This is a genomic window from Pseudomonas sp. RT6P73, from assembly GCF_054897715.1.
In genome coordinates this window covers 581,642-599,092 of sequence record NZ_JBUBUV010000002.1, presented here as the reverse complement: position 1 = coordinate 599,092, position 17,451 = coordinate 581,642, and the positions used below count along the sequence as shown (strand labels likewise).

The window sequence follows — 17,451 nt, the reverse complement described above, 5'->3', positions numbered from 1 at the left end:
ACGATAACGCGGTGTAATAGTTGGACCGCGTTATCGTTCTTCGCGGGCAAGCCTCGCTCCTACATGGTTCAGTGTTTTTCGATACGGAACCCAAACCGCGGAAAGTGCACATGCACCACTCCGCCCCGCTCGTCTTCCCGGCGCAGAATCAACTCTTCGCGCCCCGCAAACAGCAACTCACCTGCCACCGGGTCAACGCCGTAATCCGTTGCGGCGATGACCACCTGTTGGCCAGCCTCAAAACCATTCGGCTCATCGAACTGCTCATCCGGCAACGCGGCCGGAGTTGCATTGCGCGCCACCGCCAACGCTTCCTCGGACGACATCTCGCTGAACGCGCCATGCCCGAACCCCATCACACGTCCAAACCACGCCGACACCGCCGGATAAGCATCCACCAATGGTGAAGTCACGGGCGTGGCCTTGAGGAACCACAAAGGATGAGCCAGGGCAAAATCGGCAATCGACGGTTCGCCAAACAGGAAGTCGCCCTGCTCACGTTGAAGTTGCTGCTCCAGACGCGCCATGATTGTTGGCCATTGGTGCCGGGCTTGCTCGGCGGACAACTTGGTCGCGCTGCCACCGCTGAAGAGTCCGGCGCGATCAGCCAGAAATGCCTTGATCGCTTCCGGCGGTAAACTGCCGAAACGCACCGCTATCGATTCCGGCTGAAACACCAGGCTGACCGCATGCTGGAATACCACCGAATCTGCCCAGGCGGCGAAGGTCGCGGCGATCATTTCCTGACCTTCCGGGAAGAAGGCCGGCAAGGCTTTTTCCTGCTCCAGACGACGGGCAATCAGCGACGTGTCGCAATAAATATCAGCACCGATCTGCAACACCGGCGTCCTGCGGTAGCCACCGGTCAGGGCTGTCAGGTCAGGTTTTGGCATGATCGGCGCGATCTTCACCGAGCGCCAGGACAGCCCCTTGAAACCCAGTAACAGGCGGGCCTTTTCAGCGAAAGGGGACGTCGGGTAATGATGCAGAATCAACTCGGACATGCTCGGCTCCGCCGCACGGATAATGAATCCGCAGCTTAGCGCGCAATCGGCAAGCAGCCTACAGATCTGCCTGATGGGAACTTATCAGTCAGGTTGATAAGCCCGCAGCAGCGCTCGCGACCAAACATTCCTTGGCGCTTTTCCTGAGTTTTTTGATCAAGCGTTCCTGACGCAATGCTTCGCTTTTGTCGCGGCAGACCTCCGTGTAGACCAATGCAACAGCTGGACTGGAGAGGAAGAAGCGTGCGCCTTTGCCACTTTGGTGGGTGGCGAAGCGGCGGACGGGATCATCGCTGATCCCGCAGTACAGCGAACCATTGGCCGCGCGAACGAGGTAGACGAACCAGGGTTTGTTCACCGGCGTGTCGGCGTCGACAGGGATTTCGCTGAGGGTAGTCACGTAACGATCAAGGCTTGAAAGGAAACAAGCCGCGATCTTATCAGCGACTGGCCTGGAATGCCTTCAACCCCTTCAACGCTTGAGCGCGAACGGCATTTCTCACCGCCGGCGACCAGCCGAGCAGCAGCCCCTTGAAACCCAGCGCCTGCCGCGACCAGGCCCACATATCGAAGCTGTCATGGTGCTCGCAAATCTTGCCGTCACGAAAGATGAACTGCGCTTGAATATCGTTGACCACCGTGTTGCCGGTCTGGCTGAACAGGTAGGTCGCGACCCAATGCGCACCGCCCGTGCGCTTCTCGGCTCGAACGTTGTCGAACGTCAGGGAAAAATCCTTCGCCCGAGTCGTGAGCATGCGCCACATGTCGCCGGCATCGCGCCCGCGCAGTTCGCCGAATGCCGGATCGCTGAACAGCACATCGTCGGTATAGCAGGCGCTCATGGCCTCGGCATCCAGCCGCTGGAAGGCTTGATAGAACCGGGTTATCAATTCGCGGTTGGCATCACTCATGGACAGACTCCGAAGTGTTTACAGGATTGCCTGCACGATAGTCTGCAAATGCACGGAACACTATTGGCATTCGTGGCGGAAATACCCTGAGGTGCGCCGAAGCCTAATGCACCATGCCGCTGTCACGGGCATAGGCAAAGAGGTCCACGTCCGTGGAAATGCCCAGCCTCTGCATGGCCATGCTTTTCTGTTTACTGATCGTCGACACGCTGCGTTTGAAGTAGCTGGCGATTTCACTGACAGTCATGCCGCTGGCGAGCATTCTCACCACTTCATGTTCTTTGGCCGACAGCGAAGGGGAGCGGGACTGAGCAGCGGTGTCTGCCTGAGCCAACGCCGTACGCAAAGACTCGCTGATGAATCGCCGCCCTTCGCTCACCGACTTGATCGCGAGGGGAAGCTCCGTCGCCGAGGCATCCTTGGCGACGATCGCCATCACGCCTTGAGCGAATGCCACTCTCAGCGTCGCAACGTTGGCAAACATCGTGACCAGAATAATCGGCGTCGAAGCGTAGTGACGTCGAACCGTGCTCAGCATCTTCAGTCCGTCGGCCTGTTGGTTGCCCGGCATGGAGAAATCCGTGATCAGCAGATCGCAAGGTGTGGTCGAGAGAAGGCTCAACAGGCTGTCCGGCCCATCGGCCTCGCCCACGACCACACACGTGCGGCTTAAATCGATGAGCATCCGTAACCCGATGCGGACGACAGGATGGTCGTCAGCAATAATTACGCGCATTGTCGGATTTATCCTGTTTGGTGACTGGAATACGCGAAAAATAACGCCGTCCCATTCCGACCACAACGACCAATCTCGACCGATTAACCACTTCCCCCAACGTATCCGGGACTCTGTCCTTTCTCTGATAAAACAAAAGGAACCGCCCTACGTTTTAAAGCTACGCAGCTCACACCAAAAGACTACAGACAACACGTCGAAAAATAAGATCTGTAGCCCGCCATGAACTTTCATACACCCGGCCCTCCTTTTTCGTATTAGTTGCATTCCGCCCGGCTACCCCGACCGATAGATTGCGCCCTGCCTGCACAGGGCAAGCTCCCGACAATCTTTCATCAAGGAAAAGCCGACACATGAACAAAAAACTATCCCTCCTGACGACTGCTTTGCTGCTCACCGGTGCATCGTCCGTTTTTGCCGCCTCCAGCACGGACCTGACCGTGAAGGGTCTGATCACGCCGAATGCATGCACGCCAGTACTGGCTGGGGGCGGTATCGCCGACCACGGCAAGTTTTCCGTACAAGACCTCAATCCCGATAAACCCACTTACTTGCCTGAAATAATCATGCAAATGACAGTGAGCTGCGATGCCGCTACGCCGTTTGCCATAAACCCGATTGATAACCGTGCAGGTACAGGTACTTCGAGCAGTTACTTTGGCCTGGGGCTGATCAACACCAACGAAAAGCTGGGCAACTTTCGCGTTGTTCCGCGCAATGTGATGGCGGACGCCACCCGCGCTCAAGCCATTCTCTCCACTGATGGCGGCGAAACCTGGCTAAAGGAAGGGTCTACAGCATTTTGGGGAGTCAACAACATCTGGAGCGTCGGCGCCCTGGGTGCCGTCATTGCGCCAATCGCGATGAAGGAGTTGAGCCTTGATCTCTATGTCCGTACCGGCATCGCCCCCGCCAACAGCCTGACCCTGACCGACGAAGTCACACTCGACGGCTCCGCAACCCTGCAGATCAAGTACCTGTAACCCTCCCTCATCAACGGGCAACACCCGGCAAACGGCGATGCCCGCTCACTCAAAGGACGACCCATCATGGACAGATGCTCCCTCGCTCTATTGATTCCCCTGTTGCTCATCGGCGCGCCCGCAGCCTTCGCCGCCAGCAGCACCGAACTGAGCGTCACCGGCCTGATCACACCCAGCGCCTGCACACCCAGCCTGTCCGGCGGCGGCATCGTCGACCACGGCAAAGTGACGGTGAAAGATCTGAGACCGGACCAGCCCACGGCCCTGGAAAACGGCACGTTGTATTTGGAGGTGAATTGCGATGCCGCCACGCTGTTTAACCTGACGACGATCGACAACCGCGCAGGCTCTTCCGTCTTCCACCCCAATAGTCACGGGCTGGGCGTCGTCAACGACGACCAGAACCTGGGCAGTGTTGCGTTCGGCCTGTTCGATACGGTGGCCGATGGGGCGGCGGTGAAGACCATCATTTCACTCAACGACGGTGCCTCCTGGCGAGTGTCCTCCTACCTGGGACACGCCGGCCGGACCGCGTTCGCGGCGTTGAGCGACCTGAGCACACCGATCGCCATCAAGGATTTGCGCGCTCGGGTCACGGCGTTTACCACGATCGTTCGCGCGAACGACCTGACGCTGACCGACGAAATCCCCATCGATGGGCATGTCACCGTGCAGCTGAACTATTGATAGGTCGGTGATTCCGGCTGCAATTTTTTTGAACATTCAACGAGACACGTCATGACGATGTTTTCCAAAGTCACCCGTCATCTGTTCCATTCCGGCATCGGCGCATTCGCCTTGCTGTTGACCGCATACGCTCAGGCCGACGGCATGGTGCCGAACACTTCAGTGGTCATCGTCAACGAGGCCGACGGCGAAGCGTCCGTGTCGGTGACCAATACCGATGCCAACCTGGCGTTGATGCACGTCACCCTCGAAGACATTGCCGAGGACAGCGAATCGCTGGTGTTCGTGACGCCACCGTTGGCACGCGTCGAAGCGGGCAAAACCCAATTGGTGCGATTCATTCTGCAATCGGAAAAACCCCTGCTCACTCAGCGCTTGAAGCGGGTGATCTTCGAAGGCATCCCCCAGGGCAAAGCCGCCGCCAAGGCGGGGCAGGCACGGGTCGGCGTGACAGTACGCCAGAACCTGCCGGTGATCCTGCACCCCAAAGGACTGGCGCCCAATCGCACGCCATGGACCGACCTGCAATGGTCGCTGAAGGACGGTCAACTGACCGTGCGCAACGACACGCCTTACGTGGTCCGTCTGGGCCAGGAAGTGCAATTGCTGCCGGCAGCGGGCAACGCGATGTTGCCTAAAACCTACGTGCTGCCCGGTGAGCACATCAGCATCAAGGTGCCCGAAGGCGCCGCCACGCAGGTGCGTTTTCAACCGGCGACGGTCTACGGCTTTGCGGTGCCGCATTACGAGGCGCCCATCCAGTCCTGAACCATCCTGATGGCGTCATCAAGGAACGATGAACTCTCATGTTTTCAAGGCGACGGCCGCTGGGCCGTTGCCAGGGCGTGCCCGTAACCGCACTCCGCAATAACCCAAGTGAACCTGATGACCACAGTATCGATTTACCGTGATGGCGAAGCCGTGCCCGTTATTCGGGCCGGCGCTCGCTCTCATCCATGGCGGCGGCGAACCACGATGGCGTTGCTGCTGAGCAACGCGCTGATGATGCTCGACGCCCACGGAGAGGTATTGTTGCCGGCGTCGTTCGACAAGGACACATTGCTGCAGCGAGGCATTGATCCGGCGCTGGCGACGTTGCTGATGCAGGCACCGCGGTTCACGGCCGGCCGGCATCCGGTCACGCTCAGCGTCAACGGCCAGCGCCAGGGCCGGGTCGACGTCACGTTCAATCGCGAAGGGGCCTTGTGCTTCGATCGCGCGCTGCTCGATGCGGCGAACCTGGAGGTGCCCGCGCTTACTCTGGATGATGGCCAGTGCCACGATTTTCTTGGCACCGCGCCGCAAACCGTCATCGAACCGGACCCCGCGAGCCTCGCCCTGTCGTTGATCGTGCCCACCGATGCGATACGCCCTACTGCCCGGGATTTTTCCGGCTATCAAACCGGCGGCATCGCCGGTTTGCTCAACTACGACGTCACCGGTTTGCACAGCCGCTCAGGGGACAGTTCGAGCCGCTACGCTTCGGCCAACACCGAACTCGGCTTCAATGCCGCTGACTGGATCGTGCGCAGCCGTCAGGTCCAGACCTGGCAGGACGACATTTCCCGCACCACGCACATTGCGGCCTACGCCCAGCGCACCTTCGCCAGCCGGGAAGCGGTGCTGCAGGCGGGTCAGATCAACCTCTACAACCCGGTGCTCGCCGGTGCGCAGATCACCGGCGTGCAAGTGCTGAACGAGCAAGCGCTTCAGGTCGAAGGGCAAAGCGCAGTCATCGAAGGGATCGCCAACAGTCAGGCCCAGGTTGAGGTCCGCCAGAACGGTTCGCTGATCCATTCCACGGTGGTGCCCGCCGGCCCGTTCGCGCTCGCCAACGTGCGACGGCTCAACACGCGCTCCGACGTTGAGGTCACGATCAAAGAGGCCGATGGCAGCGAGCGCAGTTTTACCGTGCCTGCCGCGATGCTGGGGGTCAGTTTGCCAGCGCCCGGTTATTCGCTCGGTGCCGGCCAGGTGCGCAGTGTCGGTGACGCGCAGGGTGGCGATCCCTGGGTGATCAGCGGCGGCTGGAGCGGTGCGCTCACCCCGCAAGTGTTGCTCAGCGCCGGCCTGACCGGCGCCGCCGACTATCGCGCAGCGGGTGCCAGCGTCGGCCTGTTGCCCTCGCCTGCCACCCTGGTACAAGCCACGCTGACCGGCGCAGATGCCGGTGGCAGACAAGCCAGTCAGGGACTTCAGGCTGACCTGAGCGTCTCGCAACGGTTGAGCGAACAGTGGGCGCTCAATGCCGGCAGCTCCTACCGAACCCTGGGCTACCGGGAACTGGAAGAGGCGGTGTTCGACACCACTTCCGACGACAGCAAGTCCCGTTACCGCGATCAGCAAAGCGTGGCCCTGTCGTGGTCGCATCCATGGCTCGGCGCCTTCAGCAGCGGGTTCACCCGGTCGAGCTCGTTCGATGGCCAAAGCAGCAGCCGCGCCCTCGCCTCCTGGGGCACCAGCCTCGGTGGTGTGTCTGTCTCGGCGACCGCCGAATGGCAGGTCAGTGGCGCGAGCGGCAACGATGACAGTGTCTACGTGAACCTCAGCATTCCGTTGGGCGAGAACCGCCGAGCGCGCACGTGGGTGCGCAGTTCCGCGGGCGAATACCGCAGCGGCGTCGGCTTGGGTGAGCAGGTCAACGATCAACTGGCGTACAGGGTTGGCGTCGAACATGACACGCGCAACAAACAAGTGCAGTCCACGGCCGGCGTTTCGCTGCTGCCGCGCTACACCCAGCTTGATCTCAACTACACCCGCGCCGATGCCGAACGCTCCAGCTATCAGGCCAGCGCCCGTGGCGGCGCCGTGTTCCACGGCGGTGGCGTGACGCTGTCGCCCTACCCGGTGAGCGACACCTTTGGGCTGCTGTCGGTGGGCGACCTGGGTTCGATCAAAGTGTCGACGCCCAGCGGTCCGGTGTGGACCGACTGGCAAGGTCAGGCGGTGATTGCGCAGGTGGCGGCATACGGCAACAGCCCGGTTGAAGTCGACACCAAAACCCTGCCGCGCAACGCCGACATTCACAACGGGTTGGCGGTGATTTCGGCTGGTCGCGGTGCGGTCGACAACGTTGAATTCGGCATCACGATGACCCGTCGAGCCTTGCTCAAGGCCACCACCGCCAACGGCGCGCCCCTGCCGCGCGGTGCCGCCGTGAACACTGAGGATGGCGAGTTCGTGACCTTGGTGCAGGACGGCGGCCTGGTGTTTTTGCCCAACGTTTTCGACCGCCGCGCGCTGTGGATCAGCGCACCGGGGCTGGAGCGCTGCGAATTGCACTTCGAACTGCCCGCGGACGCGGACACCCATGCGTACTACGAAACCGCCCCCGCCCAGTGCCGAGCCCTCTGAGGATGACTTCATGAACCTGCCACGCTATCTGCTGCTGACCCTCGCGCCCCTGGTAATGAGCGGATTCACTCCACTGACCAAAGCGTCGACTGACGACTGTCAGTTCAACCTGAACCCTCCGGTGCTCGATTACGGGCTGATGAACCGGGCGATCCGCCCCGATTCGGCACTGGAACGAAACCTCGGTGAGCGCCCGCTCAGCCTGACGTTGAGCTGTTCGCAGCCCATCGACATGAGTCTGTTTTACCGGGCCATGGCCGCGACCGCCGAGCGCTTTCACTTTGCCGAACGCGGCAGCTATCAGATACGGATTCGCGACGCCGTGCTTGACGGCCAGTCGGTGGAGATCGGACTGATTGCCGGGGTCGGTCAACCGCCGGCCGAAACGGCGTCGAACCTGATCTGGCGACCGGAACACGGGGTCGTGCCGGTACAGGCCGGCGTGCCGGTGCAGGGTCGCAGTTTTTCGGCGCAACTTGAGTTGACCGCCTGGGTTCAAGAGCAAGGGATGCAGGTGCGTGACGCGGTGACCTGGGAAGCCTACGGGGTGTTCGACGCCGTCGCCGCCGGACGCACCCGCGAGGCGACCTTGCGCGCCCGCTTCGCTCCGGCAGCCTGCGAGCCGGTGCTCTCCAACGGCGGTGTGGTCGACTTCGGCACTCTGTCAAAGAAAGACCTGAACGCAGACAAAGACACACGCCTGCCACCCAAATCGTTGACGCTGATGGTCAGCTGCGACGCGCGGGCGTCCTTCGCCTTGATCATGCATGACAACCGCGCAGGCTCGGCGACAGTCGACAGCGAGATGGACTACGGGCTGGGCAAGGACAGCCGCGGCAACAAGATTGGCCGGTACTCACTGAATGTGGACCCGGCCGGCGCCAATGCCGATGGCTTCGCCCGCCTCTATCGAACCGACTCCTCCACCGCCGGCACGGCCTGGAGCACCGGCAGCGCCAACCCGATCCCCATCGGCCAAATCCGTTACCTGGCGTTCACCGACAGCGCCGGCAGCAGTGCCGGCCCGGTGCTGATCCAGAACCTCAGCACCACGTTGACCCTCGACGCCGTCATCGCCCCCACCAGCAGCCTCGACCTGAGCACCGCCATCGAGCTCGATGGCGCGGGGACGATCGAGATTATTTATCTGTAGCACCCAACCCGATCCTGCTGGATCCGGGGCGCACTTGAGCGTTTCCGGGCAGTCAGGACACAACCGTAGAAGTGAGTAAACAATGATTAAAAAGTACTTTGCAGCACTCTCCGCCACCGCGTTGATTGGCGTTGCGCCTAATGCATTGGCGGCTTCGAGCATTGACCTGACTGTCACAGGTCTCATTACGCCGAAAGCGTGTACACCTTCGCTGTCCGAAGGAGGATTGGTCGACGTCGGCCAGGTGCAGGCAAAAGACCTCAACCTGACAAGTTACACGAGAGTAGGCAGTCATCCGATGCAATTGACGGTCGCGTGTGACGCGTCAACACTATTTGCACTTAACGGCATAGATAACAAAGCCGGAACATCATCGGCCAGCCAGTATTTCGGATTGGGCTTGACCGGCAATAACGAAAAAATAGGTTATTTCACGCCATCGATCCAAAGCGCTCTTGCGGACGGACAACCTGTGCACTCGATCAGATCAATTGATAACGGTACGAGTTGGACGCGCATCTATCAGATCCTCAAGGACAACCTCACATCGACAAGCGCTGTCGGCACTCTCATTCCAATCTCCGTGAAAGACCTCACCATGGAGCTGACGATTTACACCTTCATTACCCGCGCCGACAGCCTCACCTTAACCGACGATGTCGCTATCGACGGTTCAGCAACATTTGAAATGAAGTACCTGTAAGCCGTGCACCTTGCCCGAGGTCACGCTTCGGGCAAGGACTGATTCCGCTAACCACACAAAGCGAAAACTGTCCCATGAAAAAAATCCCACACGCTCTGACGATGGCGTTTATCGCCCTGGCGTCGCCGCTCACCTTCGCCGCCTCGTCGACGGACCTGACGGTCACGGGCCTTTTCACCCCACGCGCTTGCACACCGATGCTGTCCAACAACGGCCTCGTCGACTTCGGAAAAATTTCCCGGCAGGACCTCAGCGTCGACAAGCGCACGCGATTGCGCGACCAGACGCTTGACCTCAACATTCAATGCAATGCGCCCGCGCGTTTTGCCCTGCTGATGCGCGACAACCGCGACGGCTCGGCGATCGTCAACAGCGAGATTTACTACGGCCTGAACCACGACCGCAGCCACAATAAAATCGGCTTGTATTCACTGAACTTCGATCCGGCCAGCACCGTGGCGGACGACCTGACGCAGGTCTATCGAACCGATTCCACCACGGGTGGCAAAGCCTGGAGTTCGTCGAACAGCCAGGTCATTCCGATTGGTGCCAAAAGCTATCTCGGCTTTACCGACAGAGCGGGCAGCAACGCCGGCCCGATTGCCATCCGCACGCTGACCAGCCGGGTGACGGTCGAAACGGTCATCGCGCCCACCTCCGAGCTGGACCTGAGCGCCGAGGTGCAACTCGACGGTTCGGCGACGCTGGACGTTGTTTACCTGTAGTCAGACCTTTTCGCTGACCACCTGCACATACAACGAACGCCCGGCGCCAAGGCCAGCAACAATTGCGCCGAGACCGATCACGCCAAAGATCCAGCCCAGCGCCGTCCAGCCCCCGGTCCAGTCATGCACGATACCCACCGCGAACGGCCCCATCGACGCCAGGGTGTAACCGAAGCCCTGGGCCATGCTCGACAGGTTGGCCGCAACATGGGCATCGCGCGATCGCAGCACGATCAGGGTCAGCGCAAGGCTGAACGTACCGCCCTGCCCCAGGCCGAGCAGAATCGCCCAGCCCCACAAGCCTTCGATCGGCGCATAGAGACAGCCAAACAGACCGCCGAGGGTCAGCAGCATGACCACCACAATCGCCAGACGCTGATCCTTGCCGCGAGTCGCCAGCCAGGGCGCCGCCAGAGAACTGGCCAGCTGGACGATCACCGAGCCCGAGAGCACAAGGCCGGCCTGGGTCGGTGTCAGGCCGCGACCGATCAGGATCGACGGCAACCATCCAAACACGATGTACGCCAGCGACGATTGTAGGCCCATGTACAACGTTACTTGCCAAGCCAGAGGATCACGCAACAGACCGCGGACCCGATACGCAACGTTATGTGCGCCGTGTTTCTGGCCGACTTGCGGCAACCAGAAAATCGCCGCGACCAGCGCCGGCATCACCCAGAAACCGAGACCCAGGGCCCAGCTCTGGTCGAAATGCTCGCTCAGCGGCACCGTTGCACCCGCCGCCATCGCCGCGCCCAGGCATAGCGCCATGGTGTAGACGCCCGTCATTGTCCCGGCCTGTTTCGGGAAATCGCGCTTGACGATGCCCGGCAACAAAACGCCGATCACACCGATGCTCGCGCCGGCCAGGACGCTACCGGCAAACAAGCCGATCTCACCGAACGAACTGCGCAGGATGATCCCGCCGGCCAACATCAGCAGAATGCCCAACACCACGCGCTCGGCGCCAAAACGTCGCGCCAGCAAGGGCGCCAACGGAGCGAACAAGCCGAGGCAGAGTACCGGCAACGTCGTCAGCAACCCGGCCTCGGCCGCCGACAAGCCGAGGGTCTTCGAGACTTCGCTGAGCATCGGCGCCATGCTCGACAGCGCCGGGCGCAAGTTCAGCGCCACCAGAATCAGACCCAGCAGCAACAGCCACGGACGCCGCAGGATCGGGTGACTTTGCTGGACCTCTTCGTCATCGGCCTCGGCGTCGATCAGCAGCTCTTCGAGTTCTGCGGTGCGCTTGGGTTGAGTGGTGTTGTGGCTAGACATGGAGTTCTCGGTTTCAAGGTTCATTGATCAACTGCCTCGACAGGGCTTTGGCCCGTTCCGGATCGCGTTGCTCGACGGCATCAAGCAGTTCGATATGAAGGTCGAACACCTCTTGGCGTCGAGGGGAGATGTTCAGGGTCTGGCGCAAATGCGCGCCGACGATGCTGGAGAAATAGCGATACAACTCGCTGAGGGTCGGGTTGTGCGCGGCGTCCACCAGACGGCGGTGGAACACCAGATCGCAGGCGATGTAGCTGTCGAGATCACCGTGGTAGTGGCTGCCGCTGACGCCCAGTGCTTCGCGCAATGCCACCAGGTCTTCGTCCGTTCTGCGCAGGGCAGCGAGGCCGATGGCTTCGACTTCAAGGATGTGCCGGGTCTCGCGGGCCTGCTCGTGGGAGCAGCGCGACAAGGCTTTCATGGTGTCCAGCGGATCGATCACCGCCCGCAGGTAACTGCCGTCGCCCTGACGTATTTCGATCAGCCCGGAAAATGCCAATACGCGCATGGCTTCACGCACCGTGTTGCGGCTGATGCCCAACTCGGTGGACAGCTCTGGCTCGGTGGGCAGACGCTGGCCAACCTGCCAGGCGCCGTCGCTGATGCGTTGACGCAGCTGATCCAGGGCCTGATCGACCAGGGATCGCTTAATGAGTGGAGAAATGTCTGACATAGGATTCGCTCTTTCATCCAATCATAGGATGAATTTTCTGACATGTTAGTCAGCTTCATGTAGGACGGCAACCGCCTACTGTCAGGGAGAGGGGAATAGAGCGGGATTTTCGATTGGTCAAAATTACCCTTTAAGGGTAATTTCAGGGACAGGGTTTAGGTTTCTTATGGAAAAGAGCACACCCCATTACGACTTGGCGGTGATCAAAGCGGATGTCAGGCGACTTGGGGGCAAAGCATTCACCAGCACGGCTAAAAACGGCGGCAGGGTACTTGGCTTAACCCTGGTGGAGATGCGGGAGATCATTTTCGAGCTCCAGGGAAAGATGCTGTTCAAGTCGATGACCACCTATGACGATCATCGCGTCTGGCAAGACGTTTACCACATCAACTCATACGGTCTGGAGATTTATATCAAGGTGACGTATCGCCCCAGCGGTGGCCCACCCGTAATCTCCTTCAAGGAGAAATCCCAATGAAAACCCAGCAGTGTTTTAGCTGTGGAGCCCGGGAAGGAATGCGACATTTCGAGGGTCGCGGCGAAACCATGAGCGTAAATGGTATGGAGCGCCGCGTAGATGATTTATCTGGCTGGGAATGCCAGATGTGTGGCGAGGTCGAGTTAGACGACAGTTGTTCAGAGCGTCATTCAGATGCGGGCGACGAACTGGTTATCGCAGCAAGGCAGATGATCGGCGACGAGATGAAGCGAATCCGTCGCAAACTGCATCTGACGCAAAAAGAAACCGTGCAACTTCTGTCCGGTGGCGGGCACAACGCGTTTTCCCGTTACGAGCGTGGCGAAGTACTTCCTCCGAAAACATTGGTACTGCTGATGCGCCTGCTTGACCGCTATCCGCATTTGCTCGCTGATGTGAAGTCACTGGGTGAAGGGGCGGATTTGAGGGGGTTCAAGCATACAGACCACAAAGAGCACGAAACCCTAACTGTTACCTGAGCGTAAAAAACAAACCCGGCGCGAGGCCGGGTTTGTTTAACCAGTCATCCTGGTATCAATGCAAAATCTGGCTCAAGAACAGCTTCGTCCGCTCATTCTGCGGGTTATCGAAGAAGTCGTTCGGCGCAGCCTGCTCGACGATTTCACCCTTGTCCATGAAGATCACGCGATTGGCCACGGTACGGGCAAAGCCCATTTCGTGGGTTACGCAGAGCATGGTCATGCCGTCTTCTGCCAGGCCGATCATGGTGTCCAGAACCTCTTTCACCATTTCCGGATCGAGTGCCGACGTCGGTTCGTCGAACAACATGATTTTCGGTTTCATGCACAAGGCACGGGCAATCGCTACACGCTGTTGCTGACCACCGGACAGTTGCCCCGGGAATTTATGCGCCTGCTCCGGAATGCGGACGCGCTCCAGGTAATGCATGGCGATTTCTTCGGCCTGGCGCTTGGGCATCTTGCGCACCCACATCGGCGCCAGGGTGCAGTTCTGCAGGATGGTCAGGTGCGGGAACAGGTTGAAGTGCTGGAACACCATGCCGACTTCACGGCGGACCGTTTCGATCTGCTTGAGGTCGTTGGTCAGCTCCACGCCATCGACCACGATGCGGCCCTGCTGGTGTTCTTCCAGACGGTTGAGGCAACGGATGGTCGTCGACTTGCCGGAACCCGACGGGCCGCACAGGACGATTCGCTCGCCCTGCTTGACGTTCAGGTTGATGTCTTTCAGCACGTGGAACTGGCCGTACCACTTGTTCACGCCCTGCATCTGAATAATGCCTTCGGGGCTCACTGTCTTTTTGATTGCTTCGCTCATTACAGAACTTCCCAAATTAGGTAGCGACTTAGCGCTTGTGCCCAGTGTCGAGCTTGCGTTCCAGATGCATGGAATAGCGCGACATACCAAAACAGAAAATCCAGAACACCAGGGCCGCGAACACATAGCCTTCAGTGGCCATGCCCAACCATTTCGGGTCGGCGGCGGCTTGTTTGACGCTGTTGAGCAGGTCGAACAGGCCGATGATGATCACCAGGCTCGTGTCCTTGAACAGCGCAATGAAGGTGTTGACGATGCCAGGGATCACCATCTTCAGGGCTTGCGGCAGAATCACCAGGCCCATGCTGCGCCAGTAACCGAGGCCCATCGCTGCGGCCGCTTCGTACTGACCTTTGGGAATCGCTTGCAGACCGCCACGCACCACTTCGGCGACGTAGGCCGACTGGAACAGGATCACGCCGATCAACGCCCGCAGCAGTTTGTCGAAGTTCATGCCTTCGGGCAGGAACAACGGCAGCATCACCGAGGACATGAACAGCACCGTGATCAACGGCACGCCGCGCCAGAATTCGATGAAGGTCACACAGACCACTCGAATCGCCGGCATGTTCGAACGACGGCCCAGCGCCAAAACGATCCCCAGTGGCAATGCACCGGCGATACCGACGGTGGCGATTACCAGGGTCAGCATCAGGCCGCCCCATTGGCTGGTCGCCACCTGGGTCAGGCCGAAAACGCCGCCATGCAACAGGCACCAGGCAATGATCGGGTACAGCACCAGGAAGCTCAGGCCATACACGGCTTTATGGTGGAAGCGCGAGATGAACAACGGTGCCACGCCGATGACCGCCAGCCACACGGTCAGGTCCACGCGCCAGCGCAGTTCCGGCGGGTAGTAGCCGTACATGAACTGGCCGAAGCGCTGCTGGATGAACACCCAGCAGGCGCCTTCCTTGGTGCAGTCGGCCTGGGAGGTGCCGACCCAGTTGGCGTCGAGGATCGCCCATTGCAGGATCGGCGGAACCACCAAGTAGATGAGGTAGAACGCGAACAGGGTCAGCAGGGTGTTGAGCCAGCTGGAGAACATGTTCGCGCGCATCCATGCGACCACACCGATGCTGCTGCTCGGTGGAGGCATGTCAGGTTTGAATGTATGAGTACTCATGCGCTTTTCCTTACCGCTCGATCAGCGCAATGCGCTTGTTGTACCAGTTCATCAGCAGGGAAATGCTGATACTGATCGCCAGGTACACGCTCATGGTGATGGCAATCACCTCGATCGCCTGCCCGGTCTGGTTCAGCACCGTACCGGCAAACAACGACACCATTTCCGGATAACCGATACCGGCCGCCAGCGAGGAGTTCTTCGCCAGGTTCAGGTATTGGCTGGTCAGCGGTGGAATGATCACGCGCAGGGCTTGCGGGATGATCACCTTGCGCAGGGTCGGACCGTTGCGCAGCCCCAACGAGTGCGCCGCTTCGGTCTGGCCGTGGCTGACCGACTTGATGCCCGAACGCACGATCTCGGCGATAAACGCCGCGGTGTACACGGTCAGGGCCAGGGTCAGCGCCAGCAGTTCCGGGATCAGTACCCAGCCACCTACAAAGTTGAAGCCTTGCAGCTTGGGCATTTCCCAATGCACTGGCGCGCCGAAGATCAATGCGCACAATGCCGGGATCACCAGGATCAGCGCCAGGCCGGTCCAGAACTTGTGGAACGGTACGCCGGTCGCTTCGAAACGTTTATTGGCCCAGCGGCACATCAGCACGATGGCGACAATGGCCACGACGATGCTGGCCACAAACGGCCAGAAACCCTCTGCCGTCAACGCCGCCGGCATGTTCAGGCCGCGGCTGCTGACGAAGAAGGTGTCGCCGAAGTTATGACTGTTGCGTGGCCCCGGCATGGTCAGGAACACCGCGAAGTACCAGAACAGGATCTGCAGCAGTGGCGGAATGTTGCGGAAGACTTCCACATAAACAGTCGCCAGCTTGGCAATGATCCAGTTCTTCGACAGCCGTGACACACCGACGATGAACCCGAGGATCGTCGCCAGGATCACGCCGATAAAGGTGACCAGCAGCGTGTTGAGCAAGCCGATGACAAACACCCGGGCATAGCTGTCCGATTCGGTGTAGTCGATCAGGTGTTGAGCGATGCCAAAACCGGCACTGCGCTCCAGAAAACTGAAACCGGAGGTAATGCCCCGGTGTTGAAGGTTGGTCTGTGTGTTATCGAACAGGTACCAGCCCATCGAGACCACCGCCACAATGGTGATGATCTGAAATAGCCACGCACGCACTTTGGGATCGCTGAGGCTGAGCCTCTGCTTTGGTGCGCCGATTGAATTTTGCATGAAGTGCCCCGGATGTAATGGAACAGAACATCACCCGGCGGTTGGCCCACCGGGTGATAGAACCATCAGCGCACTGGTGGTGCGTATTGAATGCCGCCGTTGTTCCACAGAGCGTTCAGCCCGCGGTCGATGGCCAGTGGAGTGCCCTTGCCGAGGTTTTTCTCGAACACTTCACCGTAGTTACCTACTTGCTTGACGATCTGCACGACCCAGTCTTTCTTCACTTTCAGGTCTTTGCCGTATTCACCGTCAGCGCCCAGCAGACGAGCAACGTCCGGGTTCTTGGTGGCTTTGGCTTCAGCTTCAACGTTTTTCTGGGTGATGCCCATTTCCTCAGCGTTGACCATCGCGAACAGGGTCCACTTGACGATGCTGAACCACTCTTCGTCGCCTTTACGCACGACCGGGCCCAGAGGCTCCTTGGAGATGGTTTCCGGCAGAACGACGTAGTCGGTCGGGGTCGCCAGCTTGCTGCGTTGTGCGTAGAGCTGGGATTTGTCGGAAGTCAGCACGTCGCAACGACCGGATTCCAGCGACTTGGCGCTTTCATCGGAGGTGTCGAAAGTGATCGGGGTGTATTTCAGACCGTTACCGCGGAAGTAGTCGGAAACGTTCAGCTCGGTGGTGGTACCGGCTTGAATGCAGATGGTGGCGCCGTCGAGCTCTTTAGCGCTTTTCACGCCCAGCTTGTTATTCACCAGGAAGCCGATGCCGTCGTAGTAAGTCACGCCGGCAAACACCAGGCCCATGCCCGAATCGCGGGAGCTGGTCCAGGTGGTGTTACGCGACAGCACGTCGATTTCGCCGGACTGCAGCGCGGTGAAGCGCTCTTTGGCGTTCAACTGGCTGAATTTGACCTTGGTCGCGTCGCCGAATACGGCAGCGGCCACAGCGCGGCAGACGTCAGCATCGATACCGATGATCTTGCCAGTAGAGTCTGGAACCGAGAAGCCCGGCAGACCGTCACTTACACCGCACTGTACGAAACCTTTCTTCTGCACTGCATCCAGGGTTGCACCCGCCTGAGCGAACCCGCTGACACCGAGTACTGCGGCTGCAGTCACGATGGCCAGGGTGGATTTCAACATCTTCATTCAAACCTCCAGTTTTGCTCTTGTTGTGTCGGAGCTTGAGTCCTGTCGCACCCTT

The 17,451-nt window shown here is 59.8% G+C and carries 19 protein-coding genes; 9 read left to right on the top strand and 10 right to left on the bottom strand.

The window, feature by feature from the left end; translation table 11 throughout:
• Positions 1-68 precede the first annotated feature (68 nt).
• From ACYZT6_RS03015 to ACYZT6_RS03000, 4 genes are all read right to left on the bottom strand, one after another.
• Positions 69-1,004 (bottom strand): glutathione S-transferase family protein, encoded by a 936-nt coding sequence (locus tag ACYZT6_RS03015; protein WP_462025669.1) that lies wholly within the window; start codon positions 1,002-1,004, stop codon positions 69-71.
• Positions 1,005-1,092: 88 nt separating this feature from the next.
• On the bottom strand, positions 1,093-1,404 hold the full coding sequence (locus ACYZT6_RS03010) for a GIY-YIG nuclease family protein (RefSeq protein WP_462025668.1): 312 nt from the start codon (positions 1,402-1,404) through the stop codon (positions 1,093-1,095).
• Positions 1,405-1,444: 40 nt separating this feature from the next.
• Positions 1,445-1,915 carry a nuclear transport factor 2 family protein gene (locus ACYZT6_RS03005; protein ID WP_462025667.1) on the bottom strand — a complete coding sequence of 157 codons (471 nt, stop codon included), beginning with the start codon at positions 1,913-1,915 and terminating at the stop codon, positions 1,445-1,447.
• A gap of 103 nt (positions 1,916-2,018) precedes the next feature.
• Entirely contained in the window at positions 2,019-2,651 is a 633-nt protein-coding gene (locus tag ACYZT6_RS03000) for a response regulator (protein ID WP_462025666.1), read from the bottom strand.
• Between the two features lie 353 nt (positions 2,652-3,004).
• Here ACYZT6_RS03000 and ACYZT6_RS02995 point away from each other — a divergent pair, with 353 nt between their 5' ends.
• The 7 genes from ACYZT6_RS02995 to ACYZT6_RS02965 all read left to right on the top strand — a co-directional run bounded on the left by ACYZT6_RS02995 (position 3,005) and on the right by ACYZT6_RS02965 (position 10,256).
• Entirely contained in the window at positions 3,005-3,634 is a 630-nt protein-coding gene (locus ACYZT6_RS02995; protein WP_462025665.1) for a DUF1120 domain-containing protein, read from the top strand.
• 66 nt (positions 3,635-3,700) lie between these two features.
• A complete protein-coding gene (locus ACYZT6_RS02990) occupies positions 3,701-4,321 on the top strand; it encodes a DUF1120 domain-containing protein (protein ID WP_462025664.1) in 621 nt (206 codons plus the stop codon).
• Between the two features lie 51 nt (positions 4,322-4,372).
• The gene (locus tag ACYZT6_RS02985; RefSeq protein WP_462025663.1) at positions 4,373-5,089 is read left to right on the top strand and encodes a fimbria/pilus chaperone family protein; all 717 of its coding nucleotides are present in this window, start codon (positions 4,373-4,375) and stop codon (positions 5,087-5,089) included.
• A 117-nt stretch (positions 5,090-5,206) separates the two neighbouring features.
• Positions 5,207-7,675 (top strand): fimbria/pilus outer membrane usher protein, encoded by a 2,469-nt coding sequence (locus ACYZT6_RS02980; protein ID WP_462025662.1) that lies wholly within the window; start codon positions 5,207-5,209, stop codon positions 7,673-7,675.
• A gap of 10 nt (positions 7,676-7,685) precedes the next feature.
• Positions 7,686-8,828, top strand: a complete 1,143-nt coding sequence (locus tag ACYZT6_RS02975) for a DUF1120 domain-containing protein (RefSeq protein WP_462025661.1) — start codon at positions 7,686-7,688, stop codon at positions 8,826-8,828.
• 82 nt (positions 8,829-8,910) lie between these two features.
• On the top strand, positions 8,911-9,531 hold the full coding sequence (locus ACYZT6_RS02970) for a DUF1120 domain-containing protein (protein ID WP_462025660.1): 621 nt from the start codon (positions 8,911-8,913) through the stop codon (positions 9,529-9,531).
• A 74-nt stretch (positions 9,532-9,605) separates the two neighbouring features.
• Positions 9,606-10,256, top strand: a complete 651-nt coding sequence (locus ACYZT6_RS02965) for a DUF1120 domain-containing protein (RefSeq protein ID WP_462025659.1) — start codon at positions 9,606-9,608, stop codon at positions 10,254-10,256.
• On the opposite strand, the gene ACYZT6_RS02960 is transcribed toward ACYZT6_RS02965, so the two are convergent.
• Positions 10,257-11,558 carry a CynX/NimT family MFS transporter gene (locus tag ACYZT6_RS02960; RefSeq protein ID WP_462025658.1) on the bottom strand — a complete coding sequence of 434 codons (1,302 nt, stop codon included), beginning with the start codon at positions 11,556-11,558 and terminating at the stop codon, positions 10,257-10,259.
• Positions 11,548-12,207 carry a FadR/GntR family transcriptional regulator gene (locus ACYZT6_RS02955; protein WP_462025657.1) on the bottom strand — a complete coding sequence of 220 codons (660 nt, stop codon included), beginning with the start codon at positions 12,205-12,207 and terminating at the stop codon, positions 11,548-11,550. The genes ACYZT6_RS02960 and ACYZT6_RS02955 overlap by 11 nt, the downstream gene beginning before the upstream one ends.
• A gap of 166 nt (positions 12,208-12,373) precedes the next feature.
• Here ACYZT6_RS02955 and ACYZT6_RS02950 point away from each other — a divergent pair, with 166 nt between their 5' ends.
• Both ACYZT6_RS02950 and ACYZT6_RS02945 read left to right on the top strand, forming a co-directional pair.
• Entirely contained in the window at positions 12,374-12,685 is a 312-nt protein-coding gene (locus tag ACYZT6_RS02950; protein WP_462025656.1) for a type II toxin-antitoxin system MqsR family toxin, read from the top strand.
• Complete coding sequence (locus ACYZT6_RS02945) at positions 12,682-13,164, top strand: type II toxin-antitoxin system MqsA family antitoxin (protein WP_462025655.1); 483 nt, start codon at positions 12,682-12,684, stop codon at positions 13,162-13,164. The genes ACYZT6_RS02950 and ACYZT6_RS02945 overlap by 4 nt, the downstream gene beginning before the upstream one ends.
• 55 nt (positions 13,165-13,219) lie before the next feature.
• Here ACYZT6_RS02945 and ACYZT6_RS02940 read toward each other — a convergent pair whose 3' ends face one another.
• The 4 genes from ACYZT6_RS02940 to ACYZT6_RS02925 form a co-directional block, all read right to left on the bottom strand.
• Entirely contained in the window at positions 13,220-13,984 is a 765-nt protein-coding gene (locus ACYZT6_RS02940) for an amino acid ABC transporter ATP-binding protein (protein ID WP_462025654.1), read from the bottom strand.
• Between the two features lie 28 nt (positions 13,985-14,012).
• On the bottom strand, positions 14,013-15,110 hold the full coding sequence (locus ACYZT6_RS02935) for an amino acid ABC transporter permease (protein WP_462025653.1): 1,098 nt from the start codon (positions 15,108-15,110) through the stop codon (positions 14,013-14,015).
• Positions 15,111-15,120: 10 nt separating this feature from the next.
• Positions 15,121-16,302, bottom strand: a complete 1,182-nt coding sequence (locus ACYZT6_RS02930; RefSeq protein WP_462025652.1) for an amino acid ABC transporter permease — start codon at positions 16,300-16,302, stop codon at positions 15,121-15,123.
• A 65-nt stretch (positions 16,303-16,367) separates the two neighbouring features.
• Positions 16,368-17,396 carry an amino acid ABC transporter substrate-binding protein gene (locus ACYZT6_RS02925; RefSeq protein WP_461957330.1) on the bottom strand — a complete coding sequence of 343 codons (1,029 nt, stop codon included), beginning with the start codon at positions 17,394-17,396 and terminating at the stop codon, positions 16,368-16,370.
• Between the last annotated feature and the right edge of the window lie 55 nt (positions 17,397-17,451).

What these genes read in the sequence shown, in the direction of transcription:
- ACYZT6_RS03015 (WP_462025669.1), bottom strand. Translation starts at nt 1,004, where the DNA reads ATGTCCGAGTTGATTCTGCATCATTACCCGACGTCCCCTTTCGCTGAA.
- ACYZT6_RS03005 (WP_462025667.1), bottom strand. Translation starts at nt 1,915, where the DNA reads ATGAGTGATGCCAACCGCGAATTGATAACCCGGTTCTATCAAGCCTTC.
- ACYZT6_RS03000 (WP_462025666.1), bottom strand. Translation starts at nt 2,651, where the DNA reads ATGCGCGTAATTATTGCTGACGACCATCCTGTCGTCCGCATCGGGTTA.
- ACYZT6_RS02995 (WP_462025665.1), top strand. Translation starts at nt 3,005, where the DNA reads ATGAACAAAAAACTATCCCTCCTGACGACTGCTTTGCTGCTCACCGGT.
- ACYZT6_RS02990 (WP_462025664.1), top strand. Translation starts at nt 3,701, where the DNA reads ATGGACAGATGCTCCCTCGCTCTATTGATTCCCCTGTTGCTCATCGGC.
- ACYZT6_RS02985 (WP_462025663.1), top strand. Translation starts at nt 4,373, where the DNA reads ATGACGATGTTTTCCAAAGTCACCCGTCATCTGTTCCATTCCGGCATC.
- ACYZT6_RS02980 (WP_462025662.1), top strand. Translation starts at nt 5,207, where the DNA reads ATGACCACAGTATCGATTTACCGTGATGGCGAAGCCGTGCCCGTTATT.
- ACYZT6_RS02975 (WP_462025661.1), top strand. Translation starts at nt 7,686, where the DNA reads ATGAACCTGCCACGCTATCTGCTGCTGACCCTCGCGCCCCTGGTAATG.
- ACYZT6_RS02970 (WP_462025660.1), top strand. Translation starts at nt 8,911, where the DNA reads ATGATTAAAAAGTACTTTGCAGCACTCTCCGCCACCGCGTTGATTGGC.
- ACYZT6_RS02965 (WP_462025659.1), top strand. Translation starts at nt 9,606, where the DNA reads ATGAAAAAAATCCCACACGCTCTGACGATGGCGTTTATCGCCCTGGCG.
- ACYZT6_RS02960 (WP_462025658.1), bottom strand. Translation starts at nt 11,558, where the DNA reads ATGAACCTTGAAACCGAGAACTCCATGTCTAGCCACAACACCACTCAA.
- ACYZT6_RS02955 (WP_462025657.1), bottom strand. Translation starts at nt 12,207, where the DNA reads ATGTCAGACATTTCTCCACTCATTAAGCGATCCCTGGTCGATCAGGCC.
- ACYZT6_RS02950 (WP_462025656.1), top strand. Translation starts at nt 12,374, where the DNA reads ATGGAAAAGAGCACACCCCATTACGACTTGGCGGTGATCAAAGCGGAT.
- ACYZT6_RS02945 (WP_462025655.1), top strand. Translation starts at nt 12,682, where the DNA reads ATGAAAACCCAGCAGTGTTTTAGCTGTGGAGCCCGGGAAGGAATGCGA.
- ACYZT6_RS02940 (WP_462025654.1), bottom strand. Translation starts at nt 13,984, where the DNA reads ATGAGCGAAGCAATCAAAAAGACAGTGAGCCCCGAAGGCATTATTCAG.
- ACYZT6_RS02935 (WP_462025653.1), bottom strand. Translation starts at nt 15,110, where the DNA reads ATGAGTACTCATACATTCAAACCTGACATGCCTCCACCGAGCAGCAGC.
- ACYZT6_RS02930 (WP_462025652.1), bottom strand. Translation starts at nt 16,302, where the DNA reads ATGCAAAATTCAATCGGCGCACCAAAGCAGAGGCTCAGCCTCAGCGAT.
- ACYZT6_RS02925 (WP_461957330.1), bottom strand. Translation starts at nt 17,396, where the DNA reads ATGAAGATGTTGAAATCCACCCTGGCCATCGTGACTGCAGCCGCAGTA.